The organism is Anabaena sp. 54, assembly GCF_017355725.1.
Taxonomy (GTDB): Bacteria; Cyanobacteriota; Cyanobacteriia; order Cyanobacteriales; family Nostocaceae; genus Dolichospermum; species Dolichospermum heterosporum.
Map to the genome: position 1 here is coordinate 35,157 of NZ_JAAVWA010000020.1, position 23,915 is coordinate 59,071.

Annotated in this window: 20 protein-coding genes and 2 pseudogenes; 4 read left to right on the forward strand and 18 right to left on the reverse strand. The window is 39.5% G+C overall.

Annotated elements, in window-relative coordinates:
* The first annotated feature begins 21 nt into the window (after window positions 1-21).
* The gene (gene ilvA, locus HEQ36_RS17195) at window positions 22-1,593 is read left to right on the forward strand and encodes a threonine ammonia-lyase, biosynthetic (protein WP_290601884.1); all 1,572 of its coding nucleotides are present in this window, start codon (window positions 22-24) and stop codon (window positions 1,591-1,593) included.
* A 40-nt stretch (window positions 1,594-1,633) separates the two neighbouring features.
* Here ilvA and HEQ36_RS17200 read toward each other — a convergent pair whose 3' ends face one another.
* Window positions 1,634-2,095, reverse strand: a complete 462-nt coding sequence (locus HEQ36_RS17200; RefSeq protein ID WP_053538720.1) for a pyridoxamine 5'-phosphate oxidase family protein — start codon at window positions 2,093-2,095, stop codon at window positions 1,634-1,636.
* A gap of 207 nt (window positions 2,096-2,302) precedes the next feature.
* Window positions 2,303-3,205, reverse strand: a complete 903-nt coding sequence (locus HEQ36_RS17205; protein ID WP_053538719.1) for an alpha/beta fold hydrolase — start codon at window positions 3,203-3,205, stop codon at window positions 2,303-2,305.
* 98 nt (window positions 3,206-3,303) lie between these two features.
* On the opposite strand from HEQ36_RS17205, the gene HEQ36_RS17210 reads away from it, so the two are divergent.
* Window positions 3,304-4,167 carry a shikimate dehydrogenase gene (locus HEQ36_RS17210; RefSeq protein WP_168636377.1) on the forward strand — a complete coding sequence of 288 codons (864 nt, stop codon included), beginning with the start codon at window positions 3,304-3,306 and terminating at the stop codon, window positions 4,165-4,167.
* A 543-nt stretch (window positions 4,168-4,710) separates the two neighbouring features.
* Here HEQ36_RS17210 and HEQ36_RS17215 read toward each other — a convergent pair.
* The 9 genes from HEQ36_RS17215 to HEQ36_RS17255 all read right to left on the reverse strand — a co-directional run bounded on the left by HEQ36_RS17215 (window position 4,711) and on the right by HEQ36_RS17255 (window position 14,269).
* The gene (locus HEQ36_RS17215) at window positions 4,711-5,313 is read right to left on the reverse strand and encodes a heme-copper oxidase subunit III (protein WP_039199341.1); all 603 of its coding nucleotides are present in this window, start codon (window positions 5,311-5,313) and stop codon (window positions 4,711-4,713) included.
* A gap of 184 nt (window positions 5,314-5,497) precedes the next feature.
* The gene (ctaD, locus tag HEQ36_RS17220; protein ID WP_168636378.1) at window positions 5,498-7,150 is read right to left on the reverse strand and encodes a cytochrome c oxidase subunit I; all 1,653 of its coding nucleotides are present in this window, start codon (window positions 7,148-7,150) and stop codon (window positions 5,498-5,500) included.
* A 184-nt stretch (window positions 7,151-7,334) separates the two neighbouring features.
* Window positions 7,335-8,261, reverse strand: coding sequence for a cytochrome c oxidase subunit II (locus HEQ36_RS17225; protein WP_168636379.1), 927 nt, complete (start codon window positions 8,259-8,261; stop codon window positions 7,335-7,337).
* Between the two features lie 89 nt (window positions 8,262-8,350).
* The gene (locus HEQ36_RS17230) at window positions 8,351-8,962 is read right to left on the reverse strand and encodes a DUF2231 domain-containing protein (protein WP_039199347.1); all 612 of its coding nucleotides are present in this window, start codon (window positions 8,960-8,962) and stop codon (window positions 8,351-8,353) included.
* Window positions 8,959-9,459: a DUF2231 domain-containing protein gene (locus tag HEQ36_RS17235; protein ID WP_027401298.1), complete on the reverse strand. Its 501-nt coding sequence runs from the start codon at window positions 9,457-9,459 to the stop codon at window positions 8,959-8,961. The genes HEQ36_RS17230 and HEQ36_RS17235 overlap by 4 nt, the downstream gene beginning before the upstream one ends.
* Window positions 9,460-10,352: 893 nt before the next feature.
* Window positions 10,353-12,017: an IS1634 family transposase gene (locus tag HEQ36_RS17240; protein ID WP_290708140.1), complete on the reverse strand. Its 1,665-nt coding sequence runs from the start codon at window positions 12,015-12,017 to the stop codon at window positions 10,353-10,355.
* A 508-nt stretch (window positions 12,018-12,525) separates the two neighbouring features.
* Entirely contained in the window at window positions 12,526-13,473 is a 948-nt protein-coding gene (locus tag HEQ36_RS17245) for a transposase (protein WP_233455357.1), read from the reverse strand.
* 167 nt (window positions 13,474-13,640) lie between these two features.
* Window positions 13,641-13,844: a helix-turn-helix domain-containing protein gene (locus HEQ36_RS17250; RefSeq protein WP_053538716.1), complete on the reverse strand. Its 204-nt coding sequence runs from the start codon at window positions 13,842-13,844 to the stop codon at window positions 13,641-13,643.
* Between the two features lie 152 nt (window positions 13,845-13,996).
* Window positions 13,997-14,269, reverse strand: coding sequence for a hypothetical protein (locus HEQ36_RS17255; protein ID WP_290708143.1), 273 nt, complete (start codon window positions 14,267-14,269; stop codon window positions 13,997-13,999).
* Between the two features lie 204 nt (window positions 14,270-14,473).
* On the opposite strand from HEQ36_RS17255, the gene HEQ36_RS17260 reads away from it, so the two are divergent.
* Window positions 14,474-15,460 carry an ISH3 family transposase gene (locus tag HEQ36_RS17260; RefSeq protein WP_290602942.1) on the forward strand — a complete coding sequence of 329 codons (987 nt, stop codon included), beginning with the start codon at window positions 14,474-14,476 and terminating at the stop codon, window positions 15,458-15,460.
* Between the two features lie 221 nt (window positions 15,461-15,681).
* On the opposite strand, the pseudogene HEQ36_RS17265 reads toward HEQ36_RS17260, so the two are convergent.
* From HEQ36_RS17265 to psbB, 7 genes and pseudogenes are all read right to left on the reverse strand, one after another.
* Window positions 15,682-15,840: pseudogene (locus HEQ36_RS17265) on the reverse strand (nitroreductase); the annotation flags it as partial.
* An 86-nt stretch (window positions 15,841-15,926) separates the two neighbouring features.
* Window positions 15,927-17,501, reverse strand: a complete 1,575-nt coding sequence (locus HEQ36_RS17270; RefSeq protein ID WP_053538715.1) for a reverse transcriptase domain-containing protein — start codon at window positions 17,499-17,501, stop codon at window positions 15,927-15,929.
* Between the two features lie 537 nt (window positions 17,502-18,038).
* Window positions 18,039-18,563, reverse strand: a pseudogene (locus tag HEQ36_RS17275) (nitroreductase family protein); the annotation flags it as partial.
* A gap of 71 nt (window positions 18,564-18,634) precedes the next feature.
* Window positions 18,635-19,366: an HAD family hydrolase gene (locus tag HEQ36_RS17280; protein WP_053538714.1), complete on the reverse strand. Its 732-nt coding sequence runs from the start codon at window positions 19,364-19,366 to the stop codon at window positions 18,635-18,637.
* Between the two features lie 120 nt (window positions 19,367-19,486).
* Entirely contained in the window at window positions 19,487-20,527 is a 1,041-nt protein-coding gene (locus HEQ36_RS17285; RefSeq protein WP_053538713.1) for a 30S ribosomal protein S1, read from the reverse strand.
* A gap of 373 nt (window positions 20,528-20,900) precedes the next feature.
* The gene (locus HEQ36_RS17290) at window positions 20,901-21,005 is read right to left on the reverse strand and encodes a photosystem II reaction center protein T (protein ID WP_027401293.1); all 105 of its coding nucleotides are present in this window, start codon (window positions 21,003-21,005) and stop codon (window positions 20,901-20,903) included.
* Between the two features lie 97 nt (window positions 21,006-21,102).
* Complete coding sequence (gene psbB, locus HEQ36_RS17295) at window positions 21,103-22,629, reverse strand: photosystem II chlorophyll-binding protein CP47 (RefSeq protein ID WP_053538712.1); 1,527 nt, start codon at window positions 22,627-22,629, stop codon at window positions 21,103-21,105.
* A gap of 707 nt (window positions 22,630-23,336) precedes the next feature.
* Between psbB and HEQ36_RS17300 the strand changes: the two genes are divergently transcribed.
* Complete coding sequence (locus HEQ36_RS17300) at window positions 23,337-23,912, forward strand: TerD family protein (RefSeq protein WP_168636381.1); 576 nt, start codon at window positions 23,337-23,339, stop codon at window positions 23,910-23,912.
* Window positions 23,913-23,915 lie beyond the last annotated feature (3 nt).

Below are 23,915 nucleotides of genomic sequence, written 5' to 3' on the forward strand. Positions count from 1 at the left end.
CAGTATTTCATACCCAAAACCATTACCCCAAAGACCCAACAAGCGGTAGAATTAACAACCAACCCCAATCCCCCCCTTGATATGTATTGCGACTACCTGGTACAAATCCTCACCGCCCGCGTCTATGATGTAGCCCAAGAAACACCATTGGAATATGCCCCCAATCTCTCCAACCGCATTCATAACAAACTCCTCCTCAAACGGGAAGATATGCAATCGGTTTTCTCGTTCAAACTGCGGGGTGCATATAACAAAATGGTCAATCTCACACCAGACCTACTTAAACAGGGTGTCATTGCGGCTTCTGCGGGGAATCATGCCCAAGGTGTGGCTTTAGCTGCCAGTCGTTTAGGAACAAAAGCCATCATTGTTATGCCCGTAATTACGCCCCAGGTGAAAATCAATGCTGTCAAAGCCCGGGGAGGAGAGGTTGTATTACATGGCAATAATTATGATGATGCTTACGCCCACGCCCGACAATTAGAAGCGGAAAAGGGGTTGACTTTTATACATCCATTTGATGATCCTGATGTTATCGCAGGTCAGGGAACAATTGGTATGGAAATCCTGCGCCAATATCAGCAACCTATTCACGCTATTTTTGTGGCTATTGGTGGTGGTGGCTTAATTTCCGGGATTGCAGCTTATGTTAAACGGTTACGTCCCGATATTAAAATTATTGGTGTTGAACCTGTAGATGCTAACGCTATGTATCAATCATTGCAAGCTGGCGAACGGGTACGATTGTCTCAGGTGGGTTTATTTGCGGACGGTGTAGCGGTACGGGAAGTGGGAGAAGAAACCTTTCGGCTATGTCAACAATATGTGGATGAAATTATTTTAGTGGATACAGATGCTACCTGTGCGGCAATTAAAGATGTGTTTGAGGATACTCGCTCTATTTTAGAACCTGCGGGGGCGTTAGCGATCGCTGGTGCAAAACTCTATGCAGAACGAGAACAAATTCAAAATCAAACCCTCATCGCCGTTGCTTGTGGTGCTAACATGAATTTTGACCGTTTACGTTTTGTGGCAGAACGGGCAGAATTTGGCGAACGTCGAGAAGCTATTTTTGCAGTCAGAATTCCCGAAGAAAGGGGTAGTTTAAGAAAGTTTTGTGACTGTATTGGTAAACGCAACCTGACAGAATTTAACTATCGCATTGCCGATGAAAAAGAAGCGCATATTTTCGTAGGTGTGCAAATAGAAAATCGTGCTGACGCTGCGAAAATGGTCGAAAATTTTGAATCTCACGGTTTAAAAACCATAGATTTAACAGATGATGAATTAACCAAACTGCATTTACGTCACATGGTAGGAGGACATTCTCCTCTTGCAGAAAATGAACTCCTTTATCGCTTTGAATTTTCCGAACGTCCAGGGGCATTAATGCAGTTTGTAACTTCTATGTCTCCTGATTGGAACATTAGCTTATTTCATTATCGCAATAATGGCGCAGACTATGGACGAATTGTGGTAGGAATGCAAGTTCCTCCCCATGAAACAGCAGAATGGCAATCATTTTTAGATAATCTTGGTTATCACTATTGGCATGAAAGCGATAATCCGGCATATAAGTTATTTTTAGGATAATTTTGATATATCCCCGACTTCTTCAAGAAGTCGGGGATATTTAACGATGTGAGAGTTCCAAAAAACTAATAGTTTGCGGCATAAAACTAGATGAACTTTCCCAATAATCTACTTTATTAACTTTTATTTTTAATAAAGCAATATTGGGTTCATCTATGCCTTTAGGAAACCAAACTTCTAATCCTGGCTGCCATTTTGATTGAATTTCCTGACGTTCTCTTGTTAACTGGGCTGTTCCTAATATGGAAACAAATCGTTCTTGATTAGGTGCGGAAAAACTCACATTCACCTGTTGATGATGTTGAATTTCTACGACTTTATGGGAATTAGCTGGGGTAAAAAACCAGAGTGTGGCATCATTATCAATTTCATTCCACATTGACATGGGACGACTATGTAAACTGCCATCATCATCAATTGTGGTTAACATCCCACATTCAAGACCTTCAAGCAATTTACGCAATTCCTGCACTTGTGGTTTTGTGTCTAAAGATTGTGTCATTATTTCTAGAATTCTAGTTTTATAAACATTAGTGATATTTTTAGTGTTAAGGTTTTTCGATTTATATACGTGAGTCTAAAGAGGTAATTATCAAAATCTGTTCTTACCAATTTATGACTAAATAAATATGCCTTAAATAAGATGTCACTTGGATAAAGTCATAATTAGAATATTATGGGATGGGCATCTTGCCCGCCCATTTTATTTTTAACTCAAATTAATTACCCAATCACGTAAATGTGAATTTACTTGTTCAGGAATTTCGTCATGGGGACAATGACCGGCTGTGAGAAAATATTCTGTTAATTGGGGATAATATTCATGAAACTTTTGTGAACGTTCTCGCGCTTTCATCCAAGGATCTGCTTCTCCCCATAATAACAATAAAGGAGAAGTTAATTGTTTGAGTAAGATGTCAACTTTCGGACCTTGAGGACTGCTAAAAACAGAAACAAATACATCTAACGCCCCTTTATCAAAAGCCGGACGCTGAATTTCTGCTACTAATTGATCTGTAATTGCCGTTTTATCAAGATAAACTTTTTCTAATGTTCGGCGAATTACCCACTTTTGGCGGGTATATTGAAATAACAAAGATTGCGCTAAACGTTGTTTAAAAAACCATGTAACAGTTTTTCCTAGAAGTTTTTGCAGAGGATTTATAGAAGGTTGAATTTGATTTTCTGGTTGGGAAAATGGACCTGCACTATTCAGTAATACTACACCTGCCGCACTGTCAGGACGTTGGGAAGCAACGCATAAACAAGCGTAACCACCTAAAGAATTACCTGCTAAAATGGTCTTTTGACCAATAATTTCACTAATAAAATCATGGAGTTGGTCGCGCCACAAGTCACCGCTATACTGTAAATTAGGTTTTGCGGAACGCCCAAATCCTAAGAGGTCAATGGCAAATACTTGGAAATCTGCACTCAATTCTGTGATATTCTTGCGCCAATGGTCTGTGGAAGCACCAAAACCATGTACCAATAGCAAGGGTGGACGTTGGGTTTGTGCTGCTCCTGCTTGGACATAGTATACGTTGTGTCCGCGCCATTGCCAATATTGACCAGGAATCGGATTTGTAGAAGGAGTGGTACTTGTTTGCATATTGCGAAGAAATATTAAGTTACTGTGAATAATTGTAAATTAAATTATTTAACAACGGACAACTGACCACTAACAATTGACAACTAATAAAAATAAAAATGATTACTGGAAAAACACAACTTTTGGGAGTTATTGGACATCCTGTGTCACATTCTCTGTCACCATTGATGCACAATGCGGCTTTAACTAAACTGGGATTAGATTATGTGTATTTGCCTTTTCCCATTGCACCGGAGAATTTGGAGAGAGCGATCGCCGGGTTTGCTAGTATTGGTATGGTAGGGTTTAGCATTACAATTCCCCATAAACAAGCAATATTACCGTTATTATCCGAAATTTCCCCTATCGCCCAAGCTATCGGTGCAGTGAACACTGTCACTCGTCAAGGTGATAAATGGGTGGGGACAAATACAGACGTGGAAGGATTTATTGCCCCATTACAAACAACATATCATCAAGATTGGAGTCAGAAAAGAGCGGTAATTTTAGGAAATGGTGGTGCAGCGAGGGCTGTGGTTGCTGGTTGTATTCAACTCGGCTTGGCAGAAATTCATGTTGTCGGGCGGAATTTACAGAAATTACAGGCATTTCATCAAAGTTGGCAAAATTCACCCTTTGCAGATAAATTTCAGGTGCATGAATGGACAGAATTACCAAACCTACTTCATCAAGCTAACTTATTAGTAAATACGACCCCTATGGGAATGTATCCCCATATTGAAGAATCGCCATTGAGTAGCCAAGAAATTAGTTATTTGCCTGATGCCATTGTCTATGATTTAATTTACACCCCTAAACCCACAAAATTTTTGCATCTAGCCGAAAAACAAGGAGCAATTATTATTGATGGTTTAGAAATGCTAGTCCAACAGGGTGCAGCAGCCTTAAAAATCTGGTTACAACAAGATAATATTCCCGTCAATGAAATGCGTCAAGCATTGCAAAATCACCTGGGGATATAGCAGAAATTAAGCTTGGATGTATCTATCACAGTTAGTGATGGTTGGGTGAGATGATGTGAACAGATATAGGGTTTTTTGGTTGTAACTTGGTGTTATTAATGGTGGGTTATGTTGTTGCTAACCCACCGAGAGTATTACTTATTTTAATTAGCTCAGAATAGCAAATTTTCAAAATCAGCAAATGATTTATAAATACAGACTCTGGAATCAAATTAAGTAGGTTAGCATTGAAAAAAGATTTGATAGATAATGTTAGGATAATTATATAATTACATGAATAAGGGTAAAGCAAGAGCTTCATTGGTGTCAACTTAACGTAAAACCTCTATCCCGCAAAGAACTCAAGTCATCTCATTCCCAGTCTCTGACTGGGAATGAATTCTAGAAGGCTCTGCCTTCAATAATATTAGAGGCAGAGCCTCATCAACTGCATTCCTAGTCAGAGACTAGGAACGAGATGTGGTAGGGATTTGAGCTTAAGTTGACACCAATGAGCATTGCTAAACCCCTACATAATTTATTGATTTTTTACTACTAAAATACCTACTGCCAAACGTAGATAAGTAGAAACAAAATAATCCAGATAACATCAACAAAGTGCCAAAACAAAGAAGTGGCATTTATGCCAAAATGACCATTATCAAAATTACCAGGAACGAAAGAACGCAACAAGACAATTAACTGTAATAGAATACCCGTAAAAACGTGCAAACCGTGAAAACCAGTTAAGAGATAAAACATTCCTCCAAACGTACCAGAAGTAAAGCCAAATTCTAATTGACTCCATTCCACAGCTTGTCCAAAAAGGAAATAACCACCCATAGCCATTGTTAAAAACAACAACAGCCGATAAGTCTTTAAATCATGTCTTTCCAGAGCTTTTTCGGCAAAGAAAATCACAAAACTACTAGCAACTAAAACAACTGTATTAATGCTAGGTTCTTTAACTTCCAAACCAGAAACACCAGTCGGCAACCAATTAACAGCAGAAGTTTTGTAGATAATATAGCCAGCAAAGAAACTCAAGAAAATGACACTTTCCGATAACAGAAACACAATAAAACCAAACATTTTACTGCCTTCTTCATCATGTCCATGCTCATGACTAACATGATCCAAATCATCAGGAGAAACAGAACTATCCATTGTTAAAAAACTCCAAAACTAGGAAACTAGTAATTAGGAAAAAAGTAATGAGAAAAACTATAGCGATTCTAAATAAGACGTAAAAAATTCTCTTCCTTCTCTTCCTCTGCGCCCTCTGCGTCTCTGCGGTTCGTTATAAAAAAAAATCAAATTTACACATCAAATAGAATCGCTATATTACCCATTACTCATGTTCAGAAGATGCCATTAATTCAGACTTACCATAACCATAAGGCTCACAAGTAACAATCGGAATTTCTTCAAAATTCTCAACAGGAGGAGGAGAAGAAACAGTCCATTCCAAACCAATTGCTCTCCAAGGATTAGCAGGAGCTTTTTCCCCATCCATCCAAGAAATCAACATATTGAAGATGAAAGGAAGAGTAGACATTCCTAACAGAAAAGAACCCAAACTAGCAACAATATTCCAACCAATTAACTCAGGTGCATAGGAAGCCGCCCGGCGTAACATTCCTTGCAAACCTAAAGGGTGCATGGGTAAGAAATTCAAATTTGTGCCGATAAATGCTAACCAAAAATGGATTTTGCCCCAACCTTCGTGGAACATTCTGCCCGTCATTTTAGGAAACCAATGATAGATAGCGGCATACATTCCCATAGTTACAGTTCCATAGAGAACATAATGGAAATGTCCGACAACAAAATAGGTATTATTAACATGAACATCTACAGGAACAGAAGAAAGCATAATTCCTGTAATGCCAGCAAAAACAAACATTACCAAACCACCCAAAGCAAATAACATGGGTGTAGTGAGGCGAATTTTACCGCCCCAAATAGTTGCCACCCAAGCAAATACCTTAATCCCTGTGGGAATAGAAACAAACATGGTTGTCACCATGAAAAACAACCGTAGCCAACCGGGAGTACCACTGACATACATATGGTGTACCCAAACAATGCCGCTAACTACAGCGATTAACATGGAAGAAATGGCAACGACTTTATAACCAAATAAAGGTTTGCGGGAATAAACCGGGAAGATTTCTGAGAAAATCCCGAAAATAGGCAAAATAATCACATAAACTGCGGGGTGAGAATAGAACCAGAAATAATGCTGGAACATCACCGGGTTTCCGCCTTTAGTAGGATCAAAAAAGGCAGTTCCCACTGTAATATCAAGAAGTAGCATGACCGCCCCGGCTGTTAAAGCTGGCAGTCCAAATAACTGGATAATTTGGGCGCTAAATACTGCCCAAACAAAGAGGGGCATTCTAAAGAAACCCATTCCCGGCGATCGCATTTTCACAATAGTAGTGACAAAATTTACCGCACCCATAATCGAGGAGACACCGGAAATAGCCACCGCTAATAACCAAAGAACTTGACCATTAATCAAGTTTCCCGTGGGGTTTTGCGTACTGACGGGGGGATATGCCCACCAACCAGATTGAGCAGGTCCACCAGGGACAAAGAAGCTGGCCATGAGGAGAATACCCACCACAGGAACCATCCAAAAGGCGACGGCGTTGAGGCGGGGAAATGCCATATCTCGCGCCCCAATCATCAGGGGAACGAGGTAGTTAGCCATACCAACAAGAGAGGGAAACGTCCACAGAAACAGCATCACTGTTCCGTGCATAGTGAACATTCCGTTGTAGACTGTGCGGTCTATTAAATCAGCTTCGGGGGTGATGAGTTCCCCGCGCAAAATCATAGCGAAGATACCACCAACCAGGAAGAAAATAAAAGAGGTAACGAGGTATTGAATACCGATAACCTTATGGTCTGTACTAAAACTGAAGTAGGTTCTCCAGGTTTGGGGCGGTTCGTGGTGATGTGATTCACCAGTGATATGAATGGGGATGTTAGCCATTTGTCAGTTATTAAGTAGGTGAACACAATAAAACCAAACTGTGTAAAGAAATTTAAAATCGCTGAAAACTTCTTTACTCTTGCCTTTTGCCTCTTGCCTCTTGCCTCTTGCCTTGCTATAACGACAATTTTCAACGCCAACCTACTTAGTGGTTAGTTGTCAGTAGCAAAGAAAAATTACAAAGTTAACCAGGGAAATTGACTAATGGAGGTGCTGCGGGTTCAACAGTTTTCCAACCGCTGTCAATGCCGTTTTCTATTTTTAGGGCATATTCGGAAGCTGCTTGGTTAGGGGCTGGGCTGGGTGTTTGACTCGCAGCTTTGCTTAACCACTGCTGATAGTTGCTAGGTGATTCCACAACGACCTTGGCTCGCATAGTGGCAAAGTATGTACCGCTATACTGAGAGTCAGTCAAATCATAAGTACCGGAGCGAATGGGGGTAAATTCAAAGTCGAGGTCGTTACCAGGAATAATGTCTTGTTTGAGGCGGAAAGCGGGGATATAAAAGCCGTGAAGTACATCTTCCGAATGGAGATTGAGACGGATACGGCTACCCTGCGGTAAATGCAATTCTGTACTGGTAACATTGCTTTGAGGATAATGAAACACCCAAGCCCACTGTTTAGCTAATACATCAATGTGTTCTAAATTCTCACCTGCTGAGACTGCTGAAGCTTCACCCAGTGCAGCATCAGCGGTTTCTGTCTTCATCGGATTATGTAAATGGATCTGATGAGAAGGTCCCTGGATGCCCATTTCTTCGTAAACTTGGTAACTATAACCCGCAATCCATAACACCAACATAATTGGGATTGCCGTCCAAACTACTTCTAAAGTAACGTTACCTTCAATATGCGGACCATCGCCTAAATCATTGGCTTTCGCCCGATGGAAACAAATAGAATAGAAAAGAGTAGCAGTTACTCCCAGGAAAATCAAAGATCCTAATGTTACCAAAAAGCTAAATAAATCATCAATTAGATGAGATTCAGCAGCCCCTTGGGGAGGAAGCCAAGAATAAGCCTGTTTACCAATCCATAGACTAGAAAGAGTTACCGCAACTGCCCCAGTAACTATGGTCAAAAAGTTCAGAAATTGCCGAATTTTCATAATGGTCAGTTGTTAGTTGTCAGTAGTCAGTAGTCAGTGGTCGGTCGTTAGCTAAGAATTTTTACCGATTACCAATTACTAATCACCCATTACCGATTACCAAATATTTGATTGATGTCTTTTCCGGCTCTTAGTAATTTATCGGCTGTATTGTGAACACCAAAATCTGCTGCCAAGTGCGCTCCTAATGTGCCGTGAAAATACATTAGTAACATAATAATTACACCGACAACCAAGTAAGAAATTTGAACTTCTCTCTCTTCGTATTTGCCAATAACGTAACGTTGCCAACCTCTCCAAAAGGTCATACCGACAATCATCGCTAATAGCAATACGCCGCCCACACCATGCCACATCATTGTCGGCATTGCCAGCATTCCCCAAGGACTTTTGATATCTGCTGGTGGGGCTGCCAACAACATTTCATAAAAACCTGCACCAACCGTGAAAAATGTAATCACAGCCGCAGCAAAAATGTTGTACCAGCCCACATCAAATAATTGAGAACGTTCAACCTTAATTCCCAAAAACTTGAACAACCATTTTTCCACAGGAAAAAATACACCTAAAAGATCAAAGATAATGGCAATGATAAATAAACCTAATGTGAGATGTACCAAATTAGGATGAATCGGAATGGCATAAGGTAAACCATTTGCACCCATTTGGTGACTAATTTGGTCTAATAATTCTGAATTCATGGCAAGATTCCATCCTTTACCGCTTCCACAACAGGTACAGTATGTAAGCCATACACCCATACAAGTTCATCACCAAGATATACTTGAAACCCAACCAGCACTGTTAATAAAACTGCCACAGCTATGTAATGAAATGGAAGTTTTTTTGAGTTACGACTTCGCAACACATAACGCCAAGCTGTAATTGCAGCAATAATACCCGAAAGTGACCAACCGATAAGAGTATGAACATTTAATACTGATTTAGCCAGTTCGTAGGGTTTCGCTAAACCAGCTTCAAATTGACCAAAAATAATCGCCACAAAAATAGCTACTGTGGCAATACACATATTCCACCAACTCACCTCAAATAAGGTAGTTTTCCCAGTTAAATACCCAGCGACATCACAAAAAACAGAAAATAGAACCATCGCAATTACAAAGTGAACCACGATAGGATGTAAAGGATCTGGATATGGTAAATTATGCTCATTCAATGAAGTGAAAAAATCCAGCATTAAATTCTCCTAGACTTACTACTCCTTAGCCAAACTTGAATAATTGCTAGATACTCACTAACATCAATAAATTATTTGATAAATCTGCTGTGAGTTCGCTGCAATGTATAACCAAATAGCCAATTACTTTTGGTCAAGTTATTTCCTCATCGTGACAACAGCAATTATGGATGTAGCTAAACTAAATCACTGTTAGAGGTTGAATTTACTAGATGTAAATTTTTATGAATTGTCCAAAAAACTAAAAGCAGAACTTCTAGAATTAATGAGAGAGACAACAACAGATTTTGATCTTGGCTCTATTACAATATTTTTAAATCAAAACCAAATATTTTTATGTTTATTGATGTACAATTACAAATTATCACTTTGTAATTTAAAAGACCGAAATATATAGTTTTTACAGTAGGTATGATCTGGGTTGAATAAGATTTCAAGAATAATTAAACGCAGATTAACGCAGACAAAGAAAGATGATTCTGTGCAATATTCTCTCTCTGCGCCTCTGCGCCTCTGCGTGAGACAAAATGCAATTCACTGATCCAAAAATCGCCGTCAACTGATATTTGTATCCCACATTCCGCACCCTTGACTGTCACAAACGGTGATTACGGAGGTAAATTGATGAAAAATGAGTAAAAGAATACATTTATCTATAAAAAAACAAATTTTAGATAGGAAAATTGATTCAGATACATTCTCAATAAGAAGCAATAAAGAATGAGGGTGGTTTCTGGCAGAAAATATAATATAATTTTATTGTTAGTCTATCAAGACTTAATCATAACTTATATCCTTCTAGAAATAAACTTAAAAACAGCATTAAAACTTAAACTCATTAATAAAATCAATGAGTCAAATTGTATAATTAAACTATTAATAATGTTGATAAATCAACTTATATATCTGTAGTAATTACGGCAAGCTTCTGGGAGGAATAGGAGAATGTACTTCATTTCTGATGTCAAATTATAAAATTCTCTTTTTCCTTGAAAAGTCACAAGATGAACTGATTGAAAACATTGAAATATCCACCGCATAGTTGGATTGTTTATGGCCTTTCCTAATTGATTTTTTACAGTATAGTTTAAAGATTTTAAAGCTGCTCTAATTTCTCTTTGTGCTAGAGTATAAACTAGCAAACATAACCCCATTATCATTGCCAATGCTTCTATTCTTTCTGGGCTTTTTAGAAAAATACTATCTGCTAAAAATAAAGGATTTTTGAGAAAACTAAATCCCCTTTCACAGGATTGCTGCGCTTTATATTCAGACAGCATTTTATCTTTACTCAGTTCCTTTTCTGATAAAACATTGGTGGCAATTATAAACCTTCCTGCACTTGACATTTCTTGCTCAATAGTATCTTTATTTTCAACAACTGTTGCTAAGATTTGATAGTATTTTGATTGATTTTCTTCTTTGATTTTAGGACTTTTTTCGATAACTTCAATATTTTCTACTTGATGATATTTAAATTCTTTACTTATTTTTGTTAATTCCTTTCTAGCATCAGCCGCACAAGCAAATTTTTCTTGCGATAGGTTTTTTAAGTTTTTTAACTTACTTTGAGTATTAGTCAAAGCTTTTTCTATTCTCTTTGATAATTTCTTTAAGTCAGATTTTTTTCTATCTTGACTTTGTACGATTAACCATCTTTGCTCTATATCTCCATAAGTTATTTTCTTCTCGGCATAAGAATATCCTGCTTTTTCACTTTTAACAAATTCCGATTCTGCTAAACTCATCACTAAGTTTTTTGCTGATTTTATCGTTAAGGGTACTCTGGTTAACCATTTGAGACTCGACATTAACTTGATATTTGATTCTGTATATAATGCGCTATCTGCTACTATCAAACTATCAACTTGTATTCTTTTCTGATATTCAACTGCGATTTCTCCAAATTTTTTAGAATCAACTTCATTCCCTGATACTGCTTTTATATATATTGGTATATCTCCATCTCCTGAACATACTAATTGTGTAATAAATTGTTTTAAATCTGGACGATGATCTCTAGAATAACCGTAAGTCAGCTTTATCGCTTGAGGTGATTGACTCTCTTCATTTTCTTTTTCTAATGAACCTGATTCTTTTGAATCTTCAAATATTACTGATGGTAAACTATTTTCATATTCTCCATGTACATGAAATGATGTTGAATCCAAGTGTGATGATGAGAGTGATATCTGATATATTTCTACTGCATTTAAACTGACGGCTAAAAATACTGTATCTAGTCCTTTTATAAATAATTTATCTAATACTCTCCCCAGCTTGTCATCATTGAGATATTCTGCTTTTACTCCTACACCAATTAAATGTTCACAAGCAATTAATTCAAAGAATTTTGGAAACATATATAACGGCTGTGACATCATACTTAAGCCGTTCAAAATCATCGCCTTTACCACCTGACCTGCACTGACTTTTTCTCCTGGCTCTGAACCTACTAAATTATTAATTATTTCTACAATCCCTATTGAATCTACTATTCCTGCTACTATCCCTAAATGGTCTATCTTCTTCAATTCCAGGTCTTTTGTACTAAACATGGTAACAGAAACTCCATATAAGTATCTGTTACCATGTTCTCATTTTTCTGTTGATTTAAAACGTTTTTTTAGTTTTTTATAGTCATTGAGGATAAAGCTTTCAATGATTCTGGACTAGGTTTTCCATTACAATCACCTCAGAATCAAAATTTCGTACTTAGTCGTTTTATTGACTATATATCTGCTTTAATAGTAATTATTCCTATTTAGCCTCAATAAATTTTAATCACCCCTCACAGGTATTAGTTCTTATGTACTAAATATATCGGTTTTCTTGGGGTGTGACACTTGGGGGTGCGGAATGTGGGTTGTATTTATACTAACCTAAATCCGTTCTATAAAACTTACCCAAAATTACCAAAGTCTAGACACATCTGGACAGCGATAATCTTAGTGTTTATTTCCTGCTTCATCGCGGTCTTAGAATGACTTCCAATCTTGTTTGCCCGCTCCACAGACAATCTCGGTAGAACTTACCGTTTCTGACCGTAGTTCCTAAAAAGAACCGCTACGCTACAGGGATAAAAATATCCACAAACCATCGGTCAATATTCTTAGCTGCGTTGAGGTCACGATCCTCTGTATGTCCACAATCAGGACAAACATAAACGCGGCTTTTTAATGGCATTTTATGACGATGATTACCGCAGTTAGAGCATATTTGCGAACTAGGAAAGAATCTATCTACAAGGATTAATTCACTGCCAAACTTCTCAGTTTTGTACTCTAATTGCCTTTGAAATTCATACATCCCACAATCTGCAATTGCACCTGCTAATTTGTGGTTCTTCAAAAATGCCTTAATGTGCAAATCTTCTATCTTAATTATGCTGTGGTTTTTAGCTAGATAGTAGGTTAATTTGTGAATAGAATCCTTGCGAATATTAGAAACTTTGGCGTGTAATTTAGCCAATTTTCTCACAGCTTTTTTACGATTATTAGACCCCTTGACCTTCTGGGTAACGCTACGCTGTAAACGTTTCATGCGTTTACTCATCCGGCGGTAGGCTTTGGGGTTTTTGAATATTTCACCATTACTGCAAACTGCTAACTCCTTTATTCCTACGTCAACGCCAATGGTCGGTCTGTCTGCAAGTATAGGAGGTTTTTCAACTTCGTATTTAACAGAAATAAACCATTTATCAGCCTGTCTAGAAATCACGCAATTATGAGTTACTGTAATCGGTAAAGGTTCTGCTAAACCTACCCAGCCAATTGACGGTAATTTAATTCTTTTACCATCGTTTTTAATTAACGGTTTCGCCTTAGTCCCTGACTCTAAATAAAAAGAATCGTGCTGTCCTTTTCTCTTGAATCGGGGTTGTTTCGATGTTTTGGAAAAACACCTATCCCATGCTTGGCGTAAGTCAGTTAACGCCTTTTGTGGGACATTTTTGTTAACTTCGTAATACCAAGCGTGTTCAGATTTAACCTCGGCGACTAACTTTTTATGCAAGTCAATCGCTGATGGTCAGAGGGAACAGGGAACGGGCAACAGGGAACAGGAAAAACTCATGTTTAAAAACATGAGATTGAAATAATGACACTGTTTTTTTCGTGCTACGCATCTTTTAAAAACATCCTTTTTTTGACTGAGCTTTAAACTCAGCAAATGAGTGTTTCTTATTTGCTCCCAGTTAAGAGTTCCCAGTTAAGAGTTCCCTTCTTTTGTAATTTAAGTTTTTCGCCTTCTTTGCGAGTAGCTAAAATATCTATGATTTGAGCATTTGCCCAGTTGTAAGCGTGTCTAGCGACTCCAGAAGCCTTGCGAAAAGCTGTAATCTGTCCGTTATTTGGAATTAGTGCAGTTTTGAATGATAAAAGCATTGATTCGACCTTCAATGTTGTGCTATGATATCTAGTATATCAGACATATTAAGATTTAGCAATGCCTCGGATTAAATTTAAACCACAAAATCAAGTAGCCTACGATAAATCACCCTTGCAATTTAAGGTTTTACCTGGAGTCAGGGAAAAAATTAAAACCGTCCCTGACACAGCAGCAACGGTTGAGGGATTTTGTTGATCAACTTATTGAAGACTCGGACAAACAGTAATATATCAGTAAACCAAAAAGTTTTTCCCAAAGAGCGATTTTTACGGAATGCTAACGCTATTGCTACAGACGAAGCAGGCATCAACAACAAAATACGATAGACATTTATGTGATATAAAATACTAAATACATAAGAAATAGTTATAGTAATTTGCACTGGGTCAAAATATGAAATGATGAATGTAGTGTGTAGCATATTGGTTGAAAAAATTGACTGTTTCATCTCTAACAAAAGCCACGCAGGGCGAATCTACAGAAGAACTCGTTTTAACCGACTCAGAAACCCAAGACGCAGGTTATTCAGTGTTTAGTAGAAAATTTTTCGATTGAAACGCAAGGAGCCTGTGACCAACAAACTTTATTCGAGATTCTGGTTAAAGCAGCCAGCACTGGAGACAGTATTGAAAACACAGCTAAATTGTTAAAAAATATTCCGACAGCTAATGATATTAGATATCATCTCAATAAAATTAATAATTTTGAGGAATTAGAAGCGCAAATAAATCAAGCATTAAAAAGTCGAATTCCTTTAGGATTAAAAAAGGGGTGTTTAAAAATAGCGATTGATTTAAATTTAATTTGTTATTATGGTAAACCAACACCGTCAGAATTACCCTACATATATCGAAGTGAAGCTAAATCTGGTACTAATTCATTTTACGCCTATGCCACTTTATACGTTATTAGTAATAATAAGCGTGTAACTCTGGCAATAAGAGGTGTTCGCCAATTAGATACTAGTGTGGCTTTAATTACTTATTTATTAGCAGAACTTGAACCCCTCAAAATAAATGTAAAAAAACTCTACTTGGATAGAGGATTTTTTAATACTCCTGTAATTAGATGGTTACAGGCATTAGATATCCCCTTTCTTATGCCTGCTATCAAGACTGGAAAAAAAGGAGGAATCAAACAATTTCTCAAGGGTAAAAAAAGTTATAAAACTACCTATACCATTACAAGAGACAAAGATGATTTCGTCACATTTGATTTATGGATTGTCTGTAAATATAGAAAGGGAAAGCATAAAAAGCATGGAGTTCAATACTTTGTTTATCTTGCTTATAAGGTCAAAACAAATTTAAATTATATCTATCAAGATTATCGAAAAAGATTTGGCATTGAAACTAGTTATCGTCTGAAAAATATTTGTCGAATTAAGACGAATAACAAAAATCCAGTTTTGAGATTACTATTCATTGGAATATCCTTTCTTCTAGTTAATATCTGGGTGAATCTACTATGGCTCAAAATCAGCCGTAAAAGGAAGGGTAGTCGATTAATTTATCGCACACTTTTCACACTCAAACAGATGTTAGCTTTTTTATCTCAAGCCCTACAGAGGAAATATCAAGTCGTTGAAAGCATTTATATTCCATCCGGTTAGCGTCAAGAAATTATTACCCAGCCAATCATAAGTAATTGTTATCTATATGATATCTACTGGTTAGAACACTGGGAATTAAAAAGTATTTTATATTACTGATTGTTTGATGATAGCATCAGTGTTTTATAGGAATCGCTTTTTGGGAAAAACTTTTTGGTTTACTGATATATGGATAGTTATGGGTAGAAATTATCAAGCTGTTTCTACCCCCAAATCCCTAATTAGCCTTGATAGGGATTATCCAGTCTATCTACAGAAACATTAACAGATAATGGTAGCCGACCGGGATTTAAGCGGGGTTCAGCCGCATAACCTACAGGTACTAAAACAGCAATACCTGTATCTGGGTCATTTTCTGCACCAATTATAGCTTTGACCTGGGTTGAGTCGAGGGGGGATATTATTCCCCGCCCCTCTCAGTTAGATCCGGACGTGCCACTTTCACGGCATCCGGCTCCCGATGTTCTTAGCTTTCGCTTTTGCTCATGTGAATGTAATCGTGGCAGCTTTCGTGAATTGCTAGAAGGTTTTTAGTTTTCCAGTTTTGGTGGTTTCCATCTATATGATGTAAATGTACCTTCTCGTCACTGAGCATTTTTAACCCACAATGACCACATTTATGGCTTTGCCGTTTGAGGGCTTTAGAGGTGTTATTGTCATATAACTTACTATTGCGTTCGCTCCAGTAGGTTAAATCTCCATCGTAGGGTGATTTCTCACCTTTGACATTGATGTGTTTGTTTTCGGAGTAAGGAACTGTTGGGAATGCTTTCTTTATTAGCTCTTGGCTATTATGGCGATTCTGCTTAGTTTCCTTGTTAAATACCTTGAATGCTCTGTGATTGATGTGCCATAAGGAAAACTTCGACCCATCCATCTTGCAGAAGCGGTGGTAATTCCTCCAACCTCTGACTACAGGGGCTAATTTCTCAGCCTTTGTGGTAGCACCATAATTCGAGTTGTTGACGATGAATTTTACTTTCTTGCGGAAAGCTTTGAAGTTGTCCACTGAGGGAGTACATCTAAACTTTCCGTTTTTCTGGACTTTAAAATGCCAGCCCAGGAAATCAAATCCATCTGTCGCGGCGGTTAGCTTTGTCTTTTTCTCACTGACTTTCATTCCCCGCTCTGCTAGGAACTGACTGATTTTGTCAAGTATTTCTGTGGCATCGTCTTGAGGTCGGAGTATTATCACCATGTCATCCGCGTAACGGATTGTTGGCTCGACAATATCTCCATTTGAGGTCTTGTCTGTAATTCTGTAGCTAGATATACGGTGATATCTATGAATACTTTCAATCCCATTTAAGGCGATGTTAGCTAACAGTGGACTTACCACTCCTCCTTGGGGTGTTCCTTGTTCAGAAAACTCTGGATTGACTCCGGCTTTGAGACATCGGAATATTCCCTGTCTTATACTATAAGGAGCGATGAGTCTATCCATTATGGCGGTGTGGTTTATCCGGTCAAAGCATTTTTCAATATCGAGTTCTATAACTCGTTTATCTATTCCATTAGCTTTAGAGTTTAAGTTGTTGTACAGGTATCTCTGGGCATCATGTGCCGAGCGTCCCGTCCTAAAACCGTAGCTCCTAGCGTGGAAGGTTGCCTCATGTGCTGGTTCTAGTGCGTATTTGACAAGGCATTGATATGCCCTATCTGCAATAGTGGGGACTTTGAGAATCCGGGTTTTTCCGTCCTTTTTGGGGATGGGTATTTCACGTAATCCCTGGTGTTTCCAGTCGTTACCTTCGGTTCTAAGTTTTTCACTTAGTTCAAACCTTTGCTCGAATGAGAGCGCGGTTTTGCCGTCTATTCCCGCTGTCTTTTTCCCAGCATTTAGCTGTGTTACTTGACGGATAGCCAGTAATCTCGCTGCGGTTGATTTCAGAATCAGCTTTTGTAGGGACTTAGCTTTGCGCTTGTCGCCAACTTGAACAGCTTTGTACACGCGTTTTTGTAGGCGGAATAAGTTACGACGGAATTGCTTCCAAGGTAACGTTTTCCAGGATTCACTAGAGTTTTCTCTGTGTCTAATCATGCTCTGCTCCAATCTGTGTATTCTGAACACCTCCGACCAATTACGGTCTGTCCTACCCGAACTGAAGGAATTCCGCTGCTCGTCCAGCCTACTTATAGGGTTCGACCGCCCTTAGACCTTCAATCCGTTTTTATTCGTTCCCTCGGCTAGATTGTTAGTTCCGTTAGGTGTAGCCACTTCAACCACTGGATTCCCTAGACTCTTACCGCTATTGAAGAACGATGCGGCGGGAATTAGCTCCAGTAAAGTCAGGTGTTGTTGTTGTGTCCTGCTTTGGACTAGGTTGCTTTTTTAGGCTCTGTTTCACCGTAGGAACTCCCCGTTAACGCCAAGTGTCATCTCACAACAGATGTCTGATTGCGTCCTGTTCCCAGCTTCGACCTCCCGATACCGAGTCGGGTCATCGTGGGCAGATAGGGAGTCATACCTGAGTCTGGTAGATGGGACTTACACCCATATCAGACCGAGAGTTCAACCTTTTTTTCCATGATTGGATTGGGTTGGTTAGCTTATGTACGGACTGATTACCGTGATTCAGCTAACAACGAATCGCACTTCCTCAATCCAACCATTCATAAAGCAGGTGGATAAACCCAAACTTTCCGCTGCTAACACTAAATTTGTAGCAGCTATCATGGCATCTTTAATGGCGTATTCCCGGCGCTTGTCTCCTAAACTAGCCTGAAATTGCGGAATCGCACCTCTAAAATAATTAACTGTTCCCTCATTCCAAGCCCCAGTGGCTGCACCTTGCTCTAAAATGGGTGTTAAATCTTTTCCTCCCGCAGCAGCGTCAGCCGCGAAAACAAAGGTAACAGGTGCTTGAATAATTTGCTGTTGCTTCCAAGAAGCCGCACATAGTGCTTCTTTTTGGGCTTGGTCCTGCACTAAAACTATTCTCCACGATTGGACGTTAAAACTACTGGGTGCAGCTACGGTTAATTCTACCAGTTGCTTAAGTAGTTCTGGGGAGATGGGATCTTGTTTAAAGGTTTTGATGGAACGACGTTGTACTATGGCAGTAGGTACGTCTAATGCTTTGATTTGGGTATTTGAAGTCACGGTATTTTCCTCTGTTTTATCCTATGCGCTTAGGGTAACGCTTTTTTGTACGCATTTCAATTGATGGACTGTCAAGCAATCACCTGAATTTCATCAAGTTGATTAATCACTACATCTGCACCTCGAACATTATCTGCCCTAGCAATCCAAGTAATCCCAATACAGCCGGCAGCCTTAGCATGACGCGCCATTTGCATATCACCTATAGAATCACCTACCATTAAAGTTGCCGCTGGTGATACTCCCAAGGCTTGGCAAGCTTCTAAAAACAGCGTCGGATCTGGTTTACTCGGACCATCATCAACTCCCTTTTCCAGTTGCAAATAATCGCTTAATTGGTGAGTAGTGACAAATTTTTTGACCTCTTGAGTCGTTGCTGCTGACAGGATTCCCAATTTTAAACCCGCTACTGACAAGGACTTTAATATCTCCAAACTACCCACAAATAAAGGTGAAGGAGTTTTACCAACATATTGTTCAGCTTCTTCTAAAGCTTGACGGGCGATTTTTAAGGATTCAAACCATCCCCTGCCAGTTTCGGCAATGTAAGCTGCTGCTGCAACTTCTGTTTCTCTACGACTCGCTACTGATATTAAACCTGCTGGATCTAAGAAATTGCCATTAATCCCAAAAGCCATTAATAAAGGTTCGCCAATTCCAGGAATTTGTGCGTCTATCATCCGTGCCGCTTTTTGTCCTAATGTTCTTAAATATGACTCAGAATCTTCTAAAGTACCGTTTTTATCAAATAAAATTGCTTCAATATTAGAAAACGCAATGTTTTTACATTTAATAGTTGCCAAAATATCTCACCCCATTCATAATTAATTGCGAATTTTAGATTGTAAATAAAAAAAAAGAGGGGTTTCCCTCTTCATAATATACTTTAACAATCTGAGTTGTAATCACTGACAATTATCAATCTATGATTCAATAGCTGCGGGGATCTCTTCTTCAATCTCTGTGGCTGGGGGAATTTCTTCCTCAACTACAGTTTCCATAGGTGCAACTTCTTCAGCTACGGCTTCCACATCTGTAGCTTCCACAGGTGTAGTAATGCCTTGCTGTTTGGCAAGCAATTGTTCCCGATACTTAGCTGCCATTTCTTCGGCCTTATCGTAAACCAAATCACGGTTTTTGATCATGTCACCAGGTTCGGGTTCTAACTGTTTAGTAGACAGTGAAATCCGTCCCCTTTCTGCATCCAAGTCAATGATCATTACTTTCACTTCATCATTGACATTGAACACACTATGAGGAGTATCAATATGCTCGTGGGAAATCTCAGAAATATGTAGCAGTCCGCTCACGCCACCAATATCAATGAAAGCACCGTAAGGTTTGATACCGCGAACAGTACCAATAACCACTTCGCCAACTTCCAAACGGTTCATCTTCCGCTCAACCAGCGCTCGACGATGGGAGAGAACTAAGCGGTTACGCTCTTCATCTACTTCTAGGAATTTCAAGGGCAGTTCTTCGCCTACCAAATCTTCCTTGGGTTTGCGAGTGCTAATATGAGAACCGGGGATAAAGCCGCGCAGTCCTTCAATTCGCACTAATGCACCACCACGGTTGGTTGCGAAAACGCCAGAACGGACAGTAGCATCTTCTGCTTGCAACTGCCGAACTCGCTCCCAAGCCCGCATATACTCAATCCGACGAATTGAAAGGGTGAGCTGACCATCTTCATTTTCATCGGTAAGGATGAAAAATTCCCGTGTTTCGTTTGATTGTAAGACTTCTTCCGGGGCATCGACCCGGTTAATAGACATTTCTTGTATGGGTATATATGCTGCGGTTTTCGCACCTATGTCAATCAGAGCGCCGCGCGGCTCTATACTGAAAACTGTACCCGGTACGACATCTCCAGGGCTGAAGTGATAGTCGTATTTATCAAGTAGAGCAGCGAAATCTTCGTGGGTAAATCCAATTTCTGTAGCGGTTAAGTTCTGATTGACCATGCTAATGTGTTCCTGGGTCTAGTCTCCGTAAAGGTTTTGTCATAAATTCAGTTTATATGTAAGTAGTGGGAGGACAATTTCCACTTACATTGCTGTCTTATCCTAGCTTAGAATAGCTAGTCTTAACACATATCAACTTCCAGACATAAAATTATATCATATATGGCGGTGAATAGGGAATAGGTGACAGGTGACAGGTGACAGGTGACAGGGAATAGGGAACAGGGAATACGGAATAGGGGACAGGGAATAGGGAACAGGGAATAGGGAATATCTGAGTTTTAATACCTAAACCAAAATATCCGCTGCTACTTATGATAGTAACAACGGATATTGTTAGTATATATTCCCTAATGAATTGGGAATAAGTAACCTATTTCTCTTTTTTCTCAAACCGGGGGGGTTCGCGGAAGGCGATCGCAAAAAAGAGTACACCTATTGCTAGGGTTAAAATCAAGATGTAAGCAACACTTTCCATATTTTTCAGATCCTGTCTGTTGAGCCAGTAATTTTAGTTTAACAAACCACAGAAAAAGCATGAAGTAGAAAAATCTACTTCACACCTCATCCAAGTTTTAAGCTTCCTTTCTCCGGCGAGTTGTCTTGTCACCCAGCTTCTGGAACAGACCCCATTCAACTTGTTCTTCTTCAATTTCCACACCGGCAAATACATCACGGTAGATTGTCCGTGAACCGTGCCACAAGTGACCAAAGAAGAATAATAGAGCAAATACAGCATGACCAAAGGTAAACCAACCTCTAGGAGATGTGCGGAATACACCGTCAGAGTTCAAGGTTTCTTTGTCAAATTCAAATATTTCTCCACCTTGAGCTTTGCGGGCGTACTTCTTCACATCAGCGGGATCTGTAAAGGTTTGACCATTCAGGTTCCCACCGTAGAAGCTGACTTTTACGCCAGTTTGTTCAAAGCTGTATCTAGATTCTGCGCGACGGAAGGGGATGTCAGCACGGATAACGCCATCTTTATCAGTCAAAATGACTGGGAAGGTTTCAAAGAAGTTAGGTAGACGACGAACTGTTAATTCCCGTCCTTCGGCATCTGTGAACACAGCGTGACCTTGCCAAGATTCAGCAATACCATCACCTTTCACCATTGCCCCTGTACGGAATAGACCACCTTTTGCGGGGCTATTACCAACATAATCGTAGAAAGCCAGTTTTTCAGGAATCTGCGACCAAGCTTCGGTCAAAGAAGCACCTTCGGCAACGCTTGTTTGCACACGACGCTGAATTTCTTGGCGGAAGTAGTCTTGATCCCATTGGTAGCGGGTAGGACCAAACAGTTCGATGGGGGTAGCAGCGTTACCGTACCACATAGTTCCGGCTACTACGAAAGCAGCGAAGAATACAGCAGCGATACTGCTGGAAAGTACGGTTTCAATATTACCCATCCGTAGGGCTTTGTAGAGCCTTTCAGGAGGTCTAACTGTGAGGTGGAATAAACCTGCAACAATACCGACGATACCAGCCGCAATGTGGTGAGCGACTATACCACCTGGATTATAGGGGTTAAATCCAGCCGGACCCCATTCAGGGGCTACTGGCTGAATACTGCCCGTCAGTCCATAGGCATCAGATACCCACATTCCTGGACCAAATAGTCCAGTCTGGTGGAACGCACCAAAACCAAAACAAAGTAAACCGGATAAGAACAGGTGAATACCAAACATTTTTGGCAAGTCTAGTGCAGGTTCACCGGTGCGAGGATCTCTAAAGAGTTCCAAATCCCAGAAAACCCAGTGCCAAACAGCAGCCAAGAATAATAAACCAGAAAGAACGATGTGAGCAGCAGCAACGCCTTCAAATGACCAGAAACCGGGGTCTACTGCTGTGCCACCAGTTACACTCCAACCGCCCCAAGATTCGGTTACGCCTAAACGTGCCATGAAGGGAAGTACGAACATCCCTTGTCGCCACATGGGGTTGAGAACTGGATCACTAGGGTTATAAACGGCTAGTTCGTACAGTGCCATTGAACCTGCCCAGCCAGCTACTAAAGCTGTGTGCATTAAGTGTACAGAAATTAGCCGACCTGGATCGTTGAGAACGACTGTATGTACTCGATACCAAGGTAGTCCCATTGACTAACAAGCCTCCTGGATAGTTATGTTTACAAAGCAATTTTCTTACTGAGGTTCTGCATGACGGAAAGCGTCAATTAGAACAATCTCTGAGTTTTTTTATTGCTGATTTTGAGTTTGGCAATACTGACGCACTACCATAGTTTGAGTTCTTTTGTCAAGAACTGGCTGTTTGAGTGTTTGGGTAATTGCTAAACAAAAATGAGAATATTTTAAAAAGTGTAACTATTGATGGAACGCTTTGCAAGCGTTTCTATTGCTGGAGTTACGTAGCTTGTGGCTTAAATATCGCTATCAGTCCCCAGAAATGCTGGTTATAACCTGATCTATTGGGAAGGCTGAAGTTTTTTAAGGCCACTATTCCAGGATAAAACTAAATTGGGGTTTTGTTCGGCGAACTGCTGGCAGCAGCGCTTGGCGATCGCTCATCGAGAAACTACAGATTTTATTTTAGACTTGCTATTCTTAAGTGTTTGCGGATATTTCCAAAATGTGACTTGCCTTTTTAATATCTATATGCTGAAATAAGTATTAATTATGATGTCTTTCATGGCAGCATACAAAATTTAACTGCAATTATTTTTAGTGGGACTTAATTTTTCCTATTCCCTAAAAATACTACACAGAACTGGATCTCAATTTCAGATATCAGTGTCCAACTTGGCTAGAAATAAAAGCAAGTAAAAAATTTAGGAGCTTACCAAACAATGGCAGTTTCGCTAACTAAAGGACAACGAGTATCACTGGAAAAAGTCGCCCCAGGACTTACCGAAGTATTTGTAGGTTTGGGGTGGGATGTTAAAGTTGTAGATACTGGCTGGGATTTTGACTTGGATGCCTCCGTCTTTATCCTGGGAAGTAACGAAAAACTAATTTCTGATCAGCACTTCATTTTTTATAATAATCTCACCAGTCCAGATCCTGCCAAATCAGTTCAACACACTGGAGACAACCTGACAGGTTTAGGTGATGGTGATGATGAAGTCATTAAGATCAATTTACAAAAAGTCCCTACGGATGTCCACAAAATAGTCATCACTGTCACTATTCATGAAGCAGCAGGAAGGCATCAAAACTTTGGCCAAGTGCAAAATGCCTTTATTCGGGTTGTCAATGCTCAAAATGAAAAAGAAGTTATTCGCTATGACCTAGTGGAAGACTACTCCATTGAAACTGCATTAATCATGGCTGAACTCTACCGTAAAGACGGAGACTGGCGGTTAAATGCCGTTGGTTCAGGCTATCAAGGGGGATTGAAAGCTTTATTGGATCGCTTTAGCTAGGAG

What these genes read in the sequence shown, in the direction of transcription:
- HEQ36_RS17235 (WP_027401298.1), bottom strand. Translation starts at nt 9,459, where the DNA reads ATGCTGGATTTTTTCACTTCATTGAATGAGCATAATTTACCATATCCA.
- HEQ36_RS17250 (WP_053538716.1), bottom strand. Translation starts at nt 13,844, where the DNA reads ATGCTTTTATCATTCAAAACTGCACTAATTCCAAATAACGGACAGATT.
- HEQ36_RS17240 (WP_290708140.1), bottom strand. Translation starts at nt 12,017, where the DNA reads ATGTTTAGTACAAAAGACCTGGAATTGAAGAAGATAGACCATTTAGGG.
- HEQ36_RS17210 (WP_168636377.1), top strand. Translation starts at nt 3,304, where the DNA reads ATGATTACTGGAAAAACACAACTTTTGGGAGTTATTGGACATCCTGTG.
- HEQ36_RS17290 (WP_027401293.1), bottom strand. Translation starts at nt 21,005, where the DNA reads ATGGAAAGTGTTGCTTACATCTTGATTTTAACCCTAGCAATAGGTGTA.
- psbB (WP_053538712.1), bottom strand. Translation starts at nt 22,629, where the DNA reads ATGGGACTACCTTGGTATCGAGTACATACAGTCGTTCTCAACGATCCA.
- HEQ36_RS17205 (WP_053538719.1), bottom strand. Translation starts at nt 3,205, where the DNA reads ATGCAAACAAGTACCACTCCTTCTACAAATCCGATTCCTGGTCAATAT.
- HEQ36_RS17200 (WP_053538720.1), bottom strand. Translation starts at nt 2,095, where the DNA reads ATGACACAATCTTTAGACACAAAACCACAAGTGCAGGAATTGCGTAAA.
- HEQ36_RS17270 (WP_053538715.1), bottom strand. Translation starts at nt 17,501, where the DNA reads ATGATTAGACACAGAGAAAACTCTAGTGAATCCTGGAAAACGTTACCT.
- HEQ36_RS17230 (WP_039199347.1), bottom strand. Translation starts at nt 8,962, where the DNA reads ATGAATTCAGAATTATTAGACCAAATTAGTCACCAAATGGGTGCAAAT.
- HEQ36_RS17285 (WP_053538713.1), bottom strand. Translation starts at nt 20,527, where the DNA reads ATGGTCAATCAGAACTTAACCGCTACAGAAATTGGATTTACCCACGAA.
- HEQ36_RS17215 (WP_039199341.1), bottom strand. Translation starts at nt 5,313, where the DNA reads ATGGATAGTTCTGTTTCTCCTGATGATTTGGATCATGTTAGTCATGAG.
- HEQ36_RS17300 (WP_168636381.1), top strand. Translation starts at nt 23,337, where the DNA reads ATGGCAGTTTCGCTAACTAAAGGACAACGAGTATCACTGGAAAAAGTC.
- HEQ36_RS17255 (WP_290708143.1), bottom strand. Translation starts at nt 14,269, where the DNA reads ATGCTACACACTACATTCATCATTTCATATTTTGACCCAGTGCAAATT.
- ctaD (WP_168636378.1), bottom strand. Translation starts at nt 7,150, where the DNA reads ATGGCTAACATCCCCATTCATATCACTGGTGAATCACATCACCACGAA.
- HEQ36_RS17225 (WP_168636379.1), bottom strand. Translation starts at nt 8,261, where the DNA reads ATGAAAATTCGGCAATTTCTGAACTTTTTGACCATAGTTACTGGGGCA.